The sequence below is a fragment of the Nitrososphaera sp. genome, assembly GCA_039938515.1.
In the GTDB taxonomy this organism is placed as follows: Archaea; Thermoproteota; Nitrososphaeria; order Nitrososphaerales; family Nitrososphaeraceae; genus Nitrososphaera.
Genome location: JBDUUL010000015.1, coordinates 157,349 through 171,428 on the forward strand (window position 1 = coordinate 157,349; position 14,080 = coordinate 171,428).

19 protein-coding genes are annotated in these 14,080 nt (G+C 57.4%); 15 read left to right on the top strand and 4 right to left on the bottom strand.

What is annotated here, in order from left to right; genetic code table 11:
- Window positions 1-50 precede the first annotated feature (50 nt).
- The 3 genes from ABI361_08875 to ABI361_08885 all read left to right on the top strand — a co-directional run bounded on the left by ABI361_08875 (window position 51) and on the right by ABI361_08885 (window position 2,347).
- Window positions 51-512, top strand: a complete 462-nt coding sequence (locus tag ABI361_08875) for a COX15/CtaA family protein (protein MEO9320771.1) — start codon at window positions 51-53, stop codon at window positions 510-512.
- Window positions 513-536: 24 nt separating this feature from the next.
- Window positions 537-1,808 (top strand): DNA methyltransferase, encoded by a 1,272-nt coding sequence (locus ABI361_08880; GenBank protein ID MEO9320772.1) that lies wholly within the window; start codon window positions 537-539, stop codon window positions 1,806-1,808.
- Between the two features lie 149 nt (window positions 1,809-1,957).
- Entirely contained in the window at window positions 1,958-2,347 is a 390-nt protein-coding gene (locus tag ABI361_08885; protein MEO9320773.1) for a response regulator, read from the top strand.
- Here the strand turns inward: ABI361_08885 and ABI361_08890 are convergent.
- Window positions 2,338-2,523 carry a hypothetical protein gene (locus ABI361_08890; GenBank protein ID MEO9320774.1) on the bottom strand — a complete coding sequence of 62 codons (186 nt, stop codon included), beginning with the start codon at window positions 2,521-2,523 and terminating at the stop codon, window positions 2,338-2,340. The genes ABI361_08885 and ABI361_08890 overlap by 10 nt on opposite strands.
- 157 nt (window positions 2,524-2,680) lie before the next feature.
- Here ABI361_08890 and ABI361_08895 point away from each other — a divergent pair, with 157 nt between their 5' ends.
- The 3 genes from ABI361_08895 (at window position 2,681) to ABI361_08905 (ending at window position 3,748) form a co-directional block, all read left to right on the top strand.
- Window positions 2,681-3,208: a transcription factor gene (locus ABI361_08895; GenBank protein MEO9320775.1), complete on the top strand. Its 528-nt coding sequence runs from the start codon at window positions 2,681-2,683 to the stop codon at window positions 3,206-3,208.
- 96 nt (window positions 3,209-3,304) lie between these two features.
- Entirely contained in the window at window positions 3,305-3,502 is a 198-nt protein-coding gene (locus ABI361_08900; GenBank protein ID MEO9320776.1) for a hypothetical protein, read from the top strand.
- Window positions 3,503-3,541: 39 nt separating this feature from the next.
- Entirely contained in the window at window positions 3,542-3,748 is a 207-nt protein-coding gene (locus ABI361_08905; GenBank protein MEO9320777.1) for a hypothetical protein, read from the top strand.
- Window positions 3,749-3,831: 83 nt separating this feature from the next.
- Here ABI361_08905 and ABI361_08910 read toward each other — a convergent pair whose 3' ends face one another.
- A complete protein-coding gene (locus ABI361_08910; GenBank protein ID MEO9320778.1) occupies window positions 3,832-4,572 on the bottom strand; it encodes a uracil-DNA glycosylase in 741 nt (246 codons plus the stop codon).
- A gap of 18 nt (window positions 4,573-4,590) precedes the next feature.
- Here ABI361_08910 and ABI361_08915 point away from each other — a divergent pair, with 18 nt between their 5' ends.
- From ABI361_08915 to ABI361_08925, 3 genes are read left to right on the top strand one after another with little or no spacing between them, the layout of a single operon-like run.
- Entirely contained in the window at window positions 4,591-4,986 is a 396-nt protein-coding gene (locus ABI361_08915; protein ID MEO9320779.1) for a helix-turn-helix domain-containing protein, read from the top strand.
- Window positions 4,987-5,002: 16 nt separating this feature from the next.
- The gene (locus ABI361_08920; protein MEO9320780.1) at window positions 5,003-5,179 is read left to right on the top strand and encodes a tautomerase family protein; all 177 of its coding nucleotides are present in this window, start codon (window positions 5,003-5,005) and stop codon (window positions 5,177-5,179) included.
- 29 nt (window positions 5,180-5,208) lie between these two features.
- Window positions 5,209-6,003: a carbon-nitrogen hydrolase family protein gene (locus ABI361_08925; GenBank protein MEO9320781.1), complete on the top strand. Its 795-nt coding sequence runs from the start codon at window positions 5,209-5,211 to the stop codon at window positions 6,001-6,003.
- Here ABI361_08925 and topA read toward each other — a convergent pair.
- Window positions 6,000-8,087, bottom strand: a complete 2,088-nt coding sequence (topA, locus tag ABI361_08930; GenBank protein MEO9320782.1) for a DNA topoisomerase I — start codon at window positions 8,085-8,087, stop codon at window positions 6,000-6,002. The two genes, ABI361_08925 and topA, sit on opposite strands and share 4 nt — an antisense overlap.
- A gap of 79 nt (window positions 8,088-8,166) precedes the next feature.
- Here topA and ABI361_08935 point away from each other — a divergent pair, with 79 nt between their 5' ends.
- From ABI361_08935 to ABI361_08950, 4 genes are all read left to right on the top strand, one after another.
- Window positions 8,167-9,375, top strand: coding sequence for a thiolase domain-containing protein (locus ABI361_08935; GenBank protein MEO9320783.1), 1,209 nt, complete (start codon window positions 8,167-8,169; stop codon window positions 9,373-9,375).
- Between the two features lie 10 nt (window positions 9,376-9,385).
- Complete coding sequence (locus tag ABI361_08940; GenBank protein ID MEO9320784.1) at window positions 9,386-9,772, top strand: OB-fold domain-containing protein; 387 nt, start codon at window positions 9,386-9,388, stop codon at window positions 9,770-9,772.
- Between the two features lie 52 nt (window positions 9,773-9,824).
- Window positions 9,825-10,025, top strand: a complete 201-nt coding sequence (locus ABI361_08945; protein ID MEO9320785.1) for a hypothetical protein — start codon at window positions 9,825-9,827, stop codon at window positions 10,023-10,025.
- Window positions 10,026-10,106: 81 nt separating this feature from the next.
- Window positions 10,107-10,271: a hypothetical protein gene (locus ABI361_08950; protein ID MEO9320786.1), complete on the top strand. Its 165-nt coding sequence runs from the start codon at window positions 10,107-10,109 to the stop codon at window positions 10,269-10,271.
- Here the strand turns inward: ABI361_08950 and ABI361_08955 are convergent.
- Complete coding sequence (locus ABI361_08955) at window positions 10,268-10,930, bottom strand: hypothetical protein (GenBank protein MEO9320787.1); 663 nt, start codon at window positions 10,928-10,930, stop codon at window positions 10,268-10,270. The two genes, ABI361_08950 and ABI361_08955, sit on opposite strands and share 4 nt — an antisense overlap.
- A 164-nt stretch (window positions 10,931-11,094) precedes the next feature.
- Here ABI361_08955 and ABI361_08960 point away from each other — a divergent pair, with 164 nt between their 5' ends.
- Together ABI361_08960 and nrdD are read left to right on the top strand one after the other, a co-directional pair.
- Complete coding sequence (locus ABI361_08960) at window positions 11,095-11,697, top strand: hypothetical protein (GenBank protein MEO9320788.1); 603 nt, start codon at window positions 11,095-11,097, stop codon at window positions 11,695-11,697.
- Between the two features lie 110 nt (window positions 11,698-11,807).
- Window positions 11,808-13,973 carry an anaerobic ribonucleoside-triphosphate reductase gene (gene nrdD / locus ABI361_08965; protein MEO9320789.1) on the top strand — a complete coding sequence of 722 codons (2,166 nt, stop codon included), beginning with the start codon at window positions 11,808-11,810 and terminating at the stop codon, window positions 13,971-13,973.
- Window positions 13,974-14,080: the final 107 nt, after the last annotated feature.

A 14,080-nucleotide genomic window follows, 5' to 3' on the forward strand; every position in this document is an offset into this window, starting at 1 on the left:
TCGCATAACATTCCCAACGTTAATAATTAGTAAATGGCGAGTCGTTTTTCGTGGCTGTACAGCAGGCATTCAGCCCCTCCATCGGAACGGGCCTTGCCTTTTCGTCGCTTGCGCTGCTCTATTCCCTCATGCTTATCGGCGTGTATGTGACTTCTTCGCATCTGGGCCTCACCTGCCCGGACTGGCCGCTGTGCCCAAACGGCTTTGGCTGGCCGGCGGACAGATTCTTTTTTGAGCAGCTGCACCGGCTGGTGGCCGCAATCACTGCAGGTTTTATCATTTCGACGGCGGTTTATTTCAGGCACGCGCCGCCGGCGCGCAAGACGGCTGCCATTGCCGCGGTACTCGTCTGTGTCCAGATAGGCTTTGGCGCGGTCGTGGTGTATTCGAAGCTAAACCCGTTTCTAGTCGCGGCCCACCTGTCGACTGGTATCGCACTCTTTGCGATGGCGCTGATGACCTTTCTTGCGTCCTACAGGATGTACAGGGGCGCCGGCACAAAATTGTTATAGCGATCCGGGCGGCTGTCTGCTGTAGTGGCCTCGGGCCTTGCATCATCAAGAGTCATTCTGGACGAGTCGTGGGCATTCAAGGATGCCACAAGGCAGGACACGTCATACCTCACCCACGGCTACCATCGATATCCCGCAAAATTCATCCCGCAGCTGGCGCGCCGGGTTATCAGCGAAAACACACGACCCGGCGACCTTGTCTGCGACCCGTTCATGGGTTCTGGCACAACGCTTGTAGAGGCGCTGCTTGCAGGAAGAAACGCCCATGGCTCGGACATAAACCCGGTGGCCGTGCTCATTGCAAAGGCAAAGACCACGCCAATCGAGCCGTCCAGACTGCGTTCGGTTGCCGAGCCGCTGCTAAGGTCCATTGAAGGCAATCTGCCGCGCGCAGATTTGCCTCCGCTCTCGGAGTACAGCCGCGAGCGCATCGGCTACTGGTTTGCAGAAAAACAGAGAGGCGACCTCGCAGCAATCCTCGCGGCGATAAAGGAGATAAGCGACAGCGACGTGCAGACGCTTCTGCTCTGCTCTTTTTCAAACATCCTGAAGTCGTGCTCGAGGTGGCTTATGAAGTCGGTCAAGCCGACGGTGGACAAGGACAAGCATCCCGCCGATGCAAGGCGCGCCTTTGTCCTGAACACGCGCCGCCTCCTGAAGAAAAACGAGGAATTTTACAGCGCGTCGGCGCATTTTAGGAGCGCAAGGTGCACGACAGAGGCTTGCGACGCGCGCAGGCTGTCGCTTTCCAGCGGCAGCGCCATGCTTGTTGTGACGAGTCCGCCTTACGTCACCTCGTACGAGTATGCCGACCTGCACCAGCTCAGCGCGCTTTGGCTGGGCTACGCCGGCAGCCTCAGGGACTTTCGCGGCAGGTTCATAGGATCGGTGCAGAAAAGGCAGGGCGAACCCCAGCAAGTCTACAGCAGCCTGGCCCGCGAGACGGTTGCAAAACTGCAGCAGCGCGACGCCCGGGGGGCTGCAGGCGCGCAGCGGTACTTTTTTGAAATGCAGCAGGCCTTTGAGGAGATGCACCGGATGCTTGCGCGAAAAGGCAGGGCAGCCGTGGTGATAGGGAACACTGACCTCCGGCGGGTGGAGATTAAAAATGCCGAGATCTTTGCACAGACCATGCAAGAAATCGGTTTTGCCGTTCACAAAATAATAAAGCGGCCGGTCCCCGGCAAGATCCTTCCGCTTACGCGTGACGAAAAGACAGGCAAGTTTACCAGGTCCGCCGCGGCAGACAGGCTGGCATACCCGGTCGAGTTTATCGTGATAATGGAAAAAAGGTAAATGCAATAGAAGGAAAGACTTTCTCTGCAAAAAGGTGCCAGTTTCAATGTTATCTTGTCTTTATCGCCTGCCATGTTTTTCCGGTGACACCTATAACAATTAACCTTCCCGGTTAATACAAAAAAAGCGCGATTGAGGTAAATAAGGAAATGCAGAACACGGGTTTTCCTCCGGCGGCCGGCAGCATACTGCTTGTCGACCAGCAGCAAAACACCGCGGAGCTTCTAAAAACATACCTGCGCGCCGATGGGTTTAGCGTGGACCACGCGGCTGCGCCGGACGTGGCCCTGGAGTATGCTAACCAGTCGCGCTACGGCATGGTTATCACCGACCTTGTCATGAACGGCATGACCGGCATCGACCTTTACCGCGAGATAAAGGCAAGGGCCGACGAGACGCGGTTTATGTTCCTCCTGCGATTATCTGCCGAGTCCATTAGACTGATGGGCACGCTTGAAAGAAAAGACGTGATAAAGAAGGAGCCCCTCTCTATTAACGAGGTTATCGGGAAGGTAAGGGCTGCGTTTTACTACGAATAGTCGCTGAGAATTCCTGCTATCTGCGAGGCGAGCTCGTCCCGCAGCTCTATCACCCTTGTGCGCTTGGCGCCGTCAAGGTCGGTCATGAGAAGAGCGTCCAGTCCCTCAATGAGGTACTTGATGTTCTGGATGTTCAGAATGTATCTCGGTTCTTCCTGATTCGCTGCCGTGACCACGCATGTATATTGGCGCGCCTATTATTATAATATCGCGCAAAATGTACCCTGACAGGGAAACGCCTCAGTGAACGGCACGCCATGAAGGCATGCGGTTTGGGGCAAGACTAGAAAGATAAACTATATATCAGAAAAATTGTAATAATTGCATAATTCTATGCGTCCAGTTGATTATGAGGATTCTTTTGTCAAGATTGCCGGTCTGATAGGCGGCGAAGAGTACGTCAAGGTCGCTCGGGCGCTCTTGAACACGGAGGACGTGACGGACGAGGAGATTGCCAGCGCCACGGGCCTCAAGATAAACATCGTCAGAAAGGTGCTCTACGACATGTTCGGCAAGGCGCTTATCTCCGGAATCAGGGTCAAGGACGAAAAAAAGGGCTGGTTCGTATACCGCTGGCGCGCCAAGCAGGACCACGTTGACAACTTTATAGAAAATCAAAAGAAAAAGATTCTCGACCGGCTCCACAAGAGGCTGGAACACGAAGTCTCGACGGAGTTTTACCACTGCGGGAACAAGGACTGCCCGAGGGTCAAGTTCGACGCTGCAGTAGAACTGTTTTTCAAGTGCCCAAACTGCAAGGGCTCTCTCAACATGGTTGACAACACGCGGGTCAAGGAAGCGCTCCACTACAAGATAGACCAGATAACGACTGACATGACCGCGGCAAGAAATTCCAAGTGAGGGCACGCATCCCCATCCAGAGACCACAGCCATGTGTGTGAAACTTGGACACAACGCTACTGAAATTGATGCATGCACTTACCCGTCTGTTAAGCAATGCAGGTGGCGGACCTCGTGACCACGCTCAAGCTCTCGAAGCTATTTGACCGCAAGCAATGCAGGTCATGCGGCAGCAAGATCACGGTCAAGAAGTTGTGCCTCACCTGCAACGAGCCTAGTTCAGTTTGGTGCGAGAACTGCTTCACTATCGAGGAGTACGGTCACGTTGGCCACTTGGAAATCCACCTGCTCTAGGCGGCACCCCTTATCTAGTTTGAAATAGTACAACAGACGTTGACGCTCAACAACGAGCCGATTATCGAGATGTATGACAAGCCCATCACGCGCAAGCAAACCTACACTTCGCTGCCAAGACCGATACCCTGCGGCCGCTGCAACGAGGTGGCATACTGCAAGGTGATGCACGACCTGGGCGAAGTTATCAAGGTTGAATACCTCTGCAGGTCCTGCTGCGGCGAGATCCGGGCCGCGGACGCCTGATTTTTTTCCCTTCTAGTACGTGCCCGCCGGATTGCAGGCATGCAAGAAATCTCCACTGGAAATATGCATAGCATGAGAAGCGCCTAATCGCCTTCAACCAGCCTGCGCGCCAGCCGGAACACCGCAAGCCACATCTCCCAGGTCAGCTTGCCGGTGTTCGTGTTTTGCCTGCTTGGATGGTACGACGCGACAAGGGTCTTTTGCGGCGACAGGTCATACCTTGCGCCATGGGAAAATTTCAGCCCTTTCATGCCGGCGGCCTTGCAGTATGAGTCGAACGCGATTTTGCCAAGCGCCATCACGACCCGGGGCCTTAGCACCGCAAGCTCTGCGGAAAGGTACTGGGCACACGAGGCCATCTCGTGCGGCAATGGCTTGTTGCCCGGAGGCGCGCACCTCACCGCAGCCGTGATGTACGCGCCGCGGAGCTCCAGTCCGTCGTCTATTGAGGTGCTTGTAGGAATACTGGCAAAGCCGGTGCGATAGAGCACCTTTGCCACCCAGTCGCCCGAACCGTCGCCTGTAAACATCCTGCCGGTCCGGTTGCCGCCATGGGCGGCAGGCGCAAGGCCGACCAGCAAGAGTTTTGCCCGCGGGTCGCCAAAACTTGGCAGCGGCCGGGCCCAGTAGGTCTCTGCGGCGTGCCTCCTCACCTTTTCCCTTCCAACCCGGGCAATGTAGTCCGACAGGCGCGGGCAGAGCCTGCACGACACAACCCTGGCGTTGATCTCCCGCAGCTTTTCGCCGTCCTGCGCGGGGTCCGGAAAAACGATAGTCACTACAGTTCTTCCTCCCGGCACCGGAATAATCTTTTTATCACCCAAACAGGCGTTCGACACTGTTTGTCCGATAATAGTGAAAACGCATCTCCAAATTCCAATCTTTTGAATAAAAACGACGAGCTGACAATGATGGCCGGCTCCATTGTGCTGAGCGAGAACCCCCCGCAGCAATTAAAGTTCTGGCGAAAAAAGTTTGGCGTCAAGCAGGCCGACCTCGCAAAAAAGATGGACATCACGCCGTCGGTGCTAAGCGACTACGAGAAGGGCCGCAGGCCGTCGCCGGGCGTCGTTTTTATCAGGCGCTACCTCCTTGCGCTCTACGAGCTCGCCAAGACCCCCACCCCCCAGAGCGACGCGCCGCAGGGCGAAGGCAAGTTCGGGTTCACCGAGCCGATTGCTGCGCCGGAAGCTACGCAGGCGCCGGACAGCGCCGTACAACACATAAATCAGTCGTGACAGTTCCGGCAGTAGAATGCCTCTTGTCAAAATAGCGCTTTACCCCGGAAGGACAAAGGAGCAGAAGGAAAAGTACGCCAAGGCCGTGACTGACTCGGCCGTCGAGATACTAAAGACAAAGCCCGAGCACGTCATCGTCATTTTTGAAGAAATTCCAAAAGAGCACTGGTTCAAATCCGGCGAGCCTCTGTAGGCGTTTATTGTTTGCCGGCCGCCGCGCTTGTGCAGATGAAGTCTTCCGAGGACAAGCAGGAAAACCTGAAAAAATCAATCGAGTGGATCTCGGAGGCCTCGGAAGAAAAAGCCTCGCTGGTCTGCTTTCCCGAGTTTCAGATGGCCTACTCGCCCTCCGGACAGAGCCCGGCTGCACTTGCGGCCAATGCAGAGACCGTGCGGGGCGAATTTGTCAGCGCGCTCGCGCGGGCCGCGAGAAAGCACCGCATCGCGGCGGTCGTGACGATTTATGAGAAAAGCGGCAGGCCCGACAGGGTGTATGACACGGCACTTGAAATCTCGGCAAGGGGGCAAATCGTGCGCGTCTACCGCAAGCTCCACCTTTACGATGCGCTCGGCTTCAAGGAGTCAAAAAAACTCGCCCCCGGACGCGCTATCATGCCGCCTGCCCGCACGGCTGCCGGAAGAGTCGGGCTCATGATATGCTACGACCTGCGCTTTCCCGAGCTTGCGAGGCTCCTGGCGGTGGCCGGAGCCGACGTTCTCGCCGTCCCGTCGGCGTGGGTCCAGGGCGAAATGAAGCAGGAGCACTGGAGGACGATGGTAAAGGCCCGAGCAATAGAAAACGGCTCGTACGTCATCGCGCCGGACCAGGTGGGCAACATTTACTGCGGCTCGAGCATGGCAGTCGACCCCTTCGGGGTGGTGGTTGCCGAAATAGAGGGCGAGCGCGAAGGCCTCGCCACTTTTGAAATAGACAAAAGAAGATTAAGCCATGTGAGGTCGTCGCTTCCGCTCCTCAAGAACCGGAGGACCGACATTTACAAGCTATCCCGACTCTAGCGCGCCCTTGAGGGGCAGGCTGTGTTGGGGCATATCGTCCATGGCTTTGCCCTGCGCGAAAAAATCACCTGCACCATGGGCCAGCTGCAGTCCTTGCAGCTTTTGCCCGGCAGCCGGAGAGCGCCTCTCTGCGGCAGCGGCGCGCTTGTTCTGCAGCCGGCGCCATAGTTTGAGCAGCCGATAAAACGTTTTTTTGTCGTGCGGGATTTTATCACCCGCAGCGTGCCGGACTTGCAGACGGGACACTGGCCGAGAGCCGCTGCGGCTGCCGTGTCGGCAGCCGTCGCCTGGCCTATTTCGCCCCCTATGGTCGTTGTCTGCGAACGAAACTCGGCAAGCGACTCGACCAGCATGTCAACGGCGCGCTCTATTACCTGCAATCCGGTCGCCTCGCCGGCCTCGACCTTTTCCAGCTGCTCTTCCATGGACTTTGTCAGAGAGGCCGAGACTATTTGCGGGACGTACCTCCTCATGGATTCAACCACTGCGAGGCCCAGCCCGGTCACCTTTATGCCGCCGGCCGGCCCGCGCACCGAGTCCAGGTAGCCGCGCTTGAATAGGGTCGAGATAATGTCGGCCCGCGTGGCCTTGGTGCCAACTCCTTCCTGCTCCATTTTTGACAGCAGGCTCGACTGGCTGTAGCGGAAGGGCGGCTGCGTAAACTTTTCCTGCATTTCTATGGTCACGGTGCGAAGGGGCTGGCCGGAAGCGAGGCCGGCGGGCAATGGATGGGACTCGTGCGGCTGGACATAGGGCCTGTAAAACACCATCCAGCCGTCGTAGGTGATTGTCCTTCCCTCCGCCATGAAGAGATGGCGCGACGTGCCACCGGCGGAGATCATGACCTGCGTCTTTGAGCCTGCCGCCGGGTCCCCGAATGTGGCCAGGAAGCGTCTGACTATCAGGTCATAGACCTTGAACTCCAGGCCGCCAAGCCTGCTCTTTGGAGCAACGCCTGTCGGGTAGATGGCAGGGTGTGCAGGGTCGGTCTTGGGTCCCTCGTTTGGGGCAAGCCTGCCCCTTCTTGAGAGGAGCAAGGAAGCGAGCTGCCCGTACCCCCCGGTCTGTGCAATTTGCGAAATTATCTTTTCGTACCCTATTGCGGCCGGCAGCTTTTGGCTCGAAGTGCGCGGGTAGGAAATGAGGGCCGAAAGGTACAGCTTTTCCGCTATCGCCAGGGTGTAGCCCGGCGACACGCGAAACAGCCTGTATGCCTCCTTTTGCAGGTCGCCGATGTTAAAGGGAGTGGGGGGCCGGACTGAAACGCCTTTGCGCTCGACGCTCTCAACCACGGCCGGCCCGCCGGCCGGGCAGTCCGCGAGTAGTGCCTGCGCCTCTGCAAGTTTGCCAATCTGCGGCCTTTCATGCCCTGCCCTGACCCTGGAACCGTCGCCGGTTTCAAACTCGCCGGAAACAGTCCAGTAGGGGTCCGGCACGTGCAGGTTTATCTCAAACTCGCGTTCTGCGGCAAAGGCAAGGGTCGGCCCCTGCACCCGGCCTATCGACAGGTTCCTGTACCCGCTGCCGCCTGCACGAAAAGAAGCGGCAAGCGCGCGTGAAAGGTTCACGCCGTAGATAAAGTCGAGCATGTGCCGCGACATCCCTGCCTCGGCCAGGCCGCCGTTTGTAGGCTCCAGCGAGGCAAACGACTGCCTTATCTCCTCGTCGGTGAGAGTCGAGAATTTCGCACGCAGCGCCCCGGCGTACTTGTTCCTGCAGGCGTACTGGAGGATGCTGTAGCCGATGACCTCACCTTCCTGGTCATAGTCACACGCGTGGATAAACGACGACGCGCCCCTCGCAAGTTCTGCTATAGTCCTGATTATCCGGAGCGCCCGGGGGTTTTTTCCGGCCGGCGCCCATTCAAGGTCAAGCGCCGGAAATACGCCCCTGTTCGCGCCAGCGTCGCGCAGCCCGTAAAGGTGGCCGGAGGCGGCGCACACCACATAATTCTGATCGCCGGCAACCCTGAAGACCGACCTTGCAGCAGGGTCCTCCCGCGCCGGACCCAGCGCATGCGCAATCCTCCTTGCAGCGTCGGGCTTTTCGCAGACGACAAGTGTAAAGGATCCTGCAGACGGCACGCGGCACGCCGGATTGCGCTATGGGGATATTAACCCACACGCGCGGCTACACAGAGGCAGTGAATGTTCCCTATTGAGGATGTCTAAGCTATTTATACTTCGGACGGGGTCTAGTTTTATCTTGACAAACAAGGTATGCATTCTTGGTGCGGGCAGCACAAAGTATGGCAAATTAAACGAAGGCATTGTGGAAATCGCGCTGCAGTCGGCCAAGGAGGCGATCGAGTCGGCCGGCATTACCCCAAAGCAGATTGAGGCCGGATACATTTCTAACGTTTTTGGCGTTGCGGACAGGCAGGTGCACATGGCGCCCGTGATCATGAGCAACCTTGGCATCCCCTATGTTCCGGGGCTCACGATAGAGTCGGCCTGCGGCTCCGGCTCCGTGATGTTTCGGGAGGCATTTGCTAATGTGGCCGCCGGCTTTTACGACTGCGTGCTTGGCCTTGGCGTTGAAAAGGTGACGCACACCGGCACCGCCCACAGCACGACTCTTTTCTCGTATTGCTCTGACTTTTTCTACGAGGGCGGAAACGGCGCCTCTTTTCCAGGCCTCTTTGCCTCGATGGCGCGTGCCTATATGAGCACCCACCACGCGACGGAGGAAGACCTGGCGCACGTGGCGGTAAAGAACCATGAAAACGGCCTGCTCAACCCGAAGGCGCACGTGCAAAAAAAGATAACAGTCGAGGATGTCATGAAGTCGCCGGTAGTCGCCTCCCCGCTCAAGCTGCTTGACTGCTGCCCGTTCTCCGACGGCGCGTCGTCCGTCATTCTCTGCAGCGAAGAGTTTGCAAAAAAGAGTGGAAGGCCGTACGTGGAGATTATCGGGTCCGGCCGCGGCGCGTCTCCGGCGGCTGTGCAGGGAAGGGAGGACATCACCACCATCCCAAGTACCGTTGCGGCAGCGCAGCAGGCCTACAAGATGGCCAAGGTCAACCCGAAGGACATCGACTTTGCAGAGGTTCATGACTGCTTTACCATCGCCGAGATAATCGACATCGAGGATCTCGGGTTCTTTCCAAAGGGCAAGGCAGCCCACGCGGTGAGGGACGGCGCGACGAGGAGGAACGGCGAGATACCGATAAACCCGTCCGGCGGCCTCAAGTCAAAGGGCCACCCGATCGGCGCGACCGGCATCGGCCAGGTAGTCGAGGTCTTTGAGCAGTTTTCCGGCAAGGCTGGCCAGAGGACCGTGCAGGACGCCGAAGTGGCGCTGACGCACAACTTTGGCGCGACCGGGGCAAGCGCGGCGGTTCACATCTTCCGCAAGGTAGACCGGAAATAGGGGATAGCAGTTGTCAAAGCAGCAGAACACGCCAAGAGAGAAATTCATTGACGCGGCGAACAGGAAAAAGATCCTTGCCCACAGGTGCAAGAGCTGCGGCCACGCAGAGCTTGAAACGGTGCTTTTCTGCGAAAAATGCTCGGGGAGCAAGTTTGAGGACATCGAGGTCGACGGGAACGGCACAGTCGTCACTTATACCATCCAGGCAGTAGCGCCGGAGGGCTTTGAGGATGCGGGCTCGTACGCCTGGGTCGTGTTCAAGGTCGACGGCCAGCCTTTCCGGGCTTCAGGGTTTCTCGCCGGGATAAAGTCGCCGGCGGACCTGCCGCTGGGAACCAAGGTCACCGTGGCCGGCTTTGACCAGAAGCACGGGCTCATACTGCAGATGGCCAAGTAAAGCTGCCTGATAGCCGCGCTTAAATCGGCGTGCAGCCATTATACAGCTGAAAATGCCGGACCAAAAGCGCGGCGACGTAACGTCAGATTTTGTCTGCTCTGTGTGCGGCGCGTACTTTATGACGGACGAGGACAGAAGGGACCACCTTGAAAAGGAGGCCCACGGCCAGGAGCACGAGGGGACGACCACGGAGGAAATGAGGCAGGCCGCAGAGCAGGAACGTCGTGAAGAGGAAAAGCACCACAGCATCTAGTATTGATGAAGAGCTACGCGTTTTGTTAAAAAGTGTGAAGGACTCTTTTCTTATTTCGGCTGTTGCAGCCTGCTTCAGTCTTTGCTATCCGGCGACGTAGTGTGCGGCAAGTGCGGCTCCATAGTCTACAACATGCGAATGCTAAAGTCGATAAAGGACGCGCTGCGCACGACGAACAGCCGCTGCCCCACGTGCGGCTCGGCGCTTAACCCGGCAGACTTTACAGTCTCTGCCACCAAGCGCTAGTTTGCGGCAGTCGTCTCGCCTTTCTTCTCCCTTCCTTCCGACCTGTCGCCCTGCCGCGGGGAGGCCTTTCGGAAGCCGCCATAGTACGCGGCTGCGGCAATTGCGATCGCAATGAGGTACCAGACGGGGATCACAAACGGCCCCACGTTGATTGCCCCAAGGTGCATCGAGGTCCAGTCAGTGCTCTGCATCAGGTGCCCTGCCTTGGGGTCGTCCTGCAGCGGCGCTATGTACCTGTTGGCAAACCAAGCAAAGTCCTCGACCACTATCGCAGTCACGAGGTTTGCCACGCCTATCATGGCTGCCTTTATCCTGCTGTGCCGGCCAAACAGCTTGAAGGTCATGTCGTCCCAGAGCGCCGCAAAACTGATCAGGAAAAATATGAAGAGCATGGGAAAGAGGTGGTACTGGTACATGTTGCCGACAATCGGCTTTGTCTCCCTGCTCCTGTCGTACGTCGGATAGCTTGCCTGTACCTTGCCGTTTGATATCTGGAGCGCGGGGTCCTTGATGTAGTAATACTCCAGGTGGGCAAAGCTGAATGCAAATATCACGGCCACCACGGCCGACGAGAGGTACTCCATGTTGCGGGCGCCGACGTGCGCAAGGAGGTGTTCCCTCCTGTTCAGCTTGGAATGGTCAATCGGATGCTTGCCCACGGACTTATTTTTGCGTCAAATGAGGATATAACACCAGCTGCAAATCCCTAGCAAACATTCTACAACAAGCGCCGGCGTAAGCTAGCTTGCGGCAAAGCTTTTGGTGCAGGTATGTTAACTTTGGCGCTTAACCTGAAAGCATCTTAGGTTAGCGGTGCTGGTAGATGGTGGAAAAGCGGCAGCAGTTCATCTCTAACATGGCGACCGCAACTAACGTGGTATATAACCAGCTGGGAAAATTGCAGATGCTAGACAGGAAGTTCGGCTCGATGGAGTCGTACTACCTTGAGCAGATATGCGCGAACATAAAGACGGGCAACAACGCAAAGGCGAAGATATTGGCTACCGAACTGTCAAACGTAAGGCGCGTCCGCCGCACTACTCAACACACCGGGCTGGCGCTGGAGGCGCTGGTCATACGCTTCAGCACGATCAATGAATTTGCCACGATCCTCGACACCATCGATCCGACTGTCGAGATGATAAAGGGCATCCACTCGGAGCTGTCAAAGGCAATGCCTCAGGCAGGCAACGTACTTGCAGAAGTATCAAGCGTGACGTCCGAAGTGCTGCTAAATTCCAACATACAGGCCGAGGCAGGAAGGATATCGACTCCGGTGGATGCAGAGGCGCTGTCAATACTGAACGAGATCGAAGGCAGGCTCGAGGACGAGGCAAAGTCAAAGTTTCCTGAAGTGCCGACGGACATCGCTTCCTCTGCTGCATCCGGACAGCGGCAGCAAGAACAGGTAATGGTTGAGACGTAAGCAGCGATTGTTGACCAAAAGGTCAACTTACCCGCGTAGGGTTTGATAGGTGTTTAGTTAAACATATTTTACAAAGTAGTTTTAATTAATTTCTCAATATGGGGGATGGCATGGAGCAAGTGGCTTATGATTATTCTTCGCAGCAGCAGGGCGCGCCGTCAGGCTTTCCGCAGCCGAGGGACGGAGAGGCACCTACTGCGCCGCCGTCACGGGGCCGGGGCGGAAGCGTCCTTGAATCAGCGTCAAAGCGCGTCCGCATGATCTTTTCCGTGATGGCAAGCCCTAACAGGATTGACATTCTTCGGATTCTAAACACCAAGGGCCCGCTTACGTACTCTGAGCTCAAGGCCCTTGCGGGCTTTAAGTCAAAAAAAGAGTCCGGCAAGTTTGCATATCACCTGAGAAAACTTTTGCGGCAGATGCTGATCGGGCTGAACAAGGCCGAGCGGCGCTACACGATAACAAACCTGGGCAAGCTCGTGCTGAGCCTTGCCCGCCAGATAGAGGAGCGCTCGATAATCGAGGGCGGCAAGATGTACGTCCGCACCAGCCGCCATTCGATTGAGGAATTCAACTCCCACAAGATAGTCCAGTCGCTTGTCCGGGAGGCAAACCTTCCCCTTGAGCAGGCGCAAAAGATAACCGAGGAGGTCGAGAACAAGATCTACAAGTTCCAGACAAGCTACCTTACTTCCTCGCTTATCCGCGAGACGGTAAACTCGGTGCTGATAGAGCACGGCCACGAGGAATACCGCAACAAGCTGGCGCGCCTGGGTCTCCCGCCATCTGAAATCGTCGATATGCTGTCCGGCGACTCGGCGAGGAATGGCATTGACGGGCTCTACGCAAGGGCAGCCGGCTCTGTCTTTTCAGAGTATCTCGTGTTTGACACCCTGCCAAAGGACATTGCCGACCTCCACCTTGGAGGCGACATCAACATCTCGTCTCCCGGCACATGGAGTCTTGTACCGGACACGGTGTTTCTTGACATATCCGATTTTGAGGACGGACTTGACCTGAAGGGCAAGTTCCTTGGCATATCGCGGCTGCCGGCTTTCAAAACATCAGACGACATCCTGGCCGCCCTGCCGGTGCTTGCGATGCTGTTGAGCAGGGAGGCATCCAGCGAGGTCGTGCTGTCCGGCGTGCTCTCGCTTGTGCTAAAGAACACTCGCGATGCTGACGAAATAGCAAGCAGGTTTGCCCGCGCGCTTGTCGCATGCTCGGCCTCTCCGTCCTGGCAGGGCGCGGCCCCGCTGTTTACCATAGCCGCGTCGCTAGAAGACCATGACGCCAAACACATCAATGCCATACTTGACGGGTACCGCAAGTACGCCGACTCGACTCCCGTCCCCCGCATCTGCCTTTCGCTTTCGCACAAGGGCAAGCTGAAGGACAGCGTGGAGCATCTAGCATCGGCTGTCCGGAGCGGCGGCCTGGTGTCATTTTCATACGGCGACGGCGCGCCAAGGTCAAGCACCGGCACAAAGCTAATCGGCAAGCGGCCGCCGGCGCTTTCGCTGCACGGCCTCTCGCTGAACCTGCCCCGGCTCGCATACGATTCGAACAGGGACGAGACATACTTTAGGGCAAGGCTCGCACTCGCCATCAAGCCCGCGATTTCCGCGCTTGCAATGAGGAGCAAGGGCATAGCGGGCCATGTGAAAAAGAGCCTGCTTCCGACCATTGCAGCGTGCACGGGGTCGCTTGAGCGCGGCACCAGCAGCATCGTGATAAACCTGACCGGAGGGCGCGAGTCTGTTTATGACATCCTGGGCCACAGCGGCCAGAATGGCGCCGACGTGCTCCACAAGGTGCTGCGGACCGCGGCCGAGGTCGCCTCCGCAGCCGCAAGGCGCGAGGGCGAGGAGTCAGCCGGAATAGCAATGGTCTCCGATGACAGCAGCGCGCGGTTTGCAAGCCTTGACTCTGACAAGTTCGGCAAGGTTTCGCTCGCACAGCATGGCACTTACTCGCAGGGCCTCGTGCTTGCGGGCAAGGACGTGCTCGCCGACAAGGGCTCGCTGCTGCGCGACTGCGCGTCAACCGACAGGCTGCTTGGCGGAGGTTTTACCGTGACACTGGACGTCACCGAAATGTCACTTGCAGAAATCAGAAACTCGATCGATGCCGTGACGTCTCCAGCTGCGGAACTTCCGTTTATCCGGCCGCGGAGCCGGACGGTTTTGTGCTCGAGCTGCGGCAGGCGATCCAAGGCATCTCTGGAGCGCTGCGAGGCCTGCAAGTCGCCGCACAGGTTTACGACCTCGTTCTAGCCTGACAGAAGCTTTTTCCGGCGCAATTTTTTGCGCGCCGGTCATAGAGTTAGAGCCGCAAAATTTCGCCGGAAAACTTTTGCTGCCGGCGCAGCTGCACTGCATTG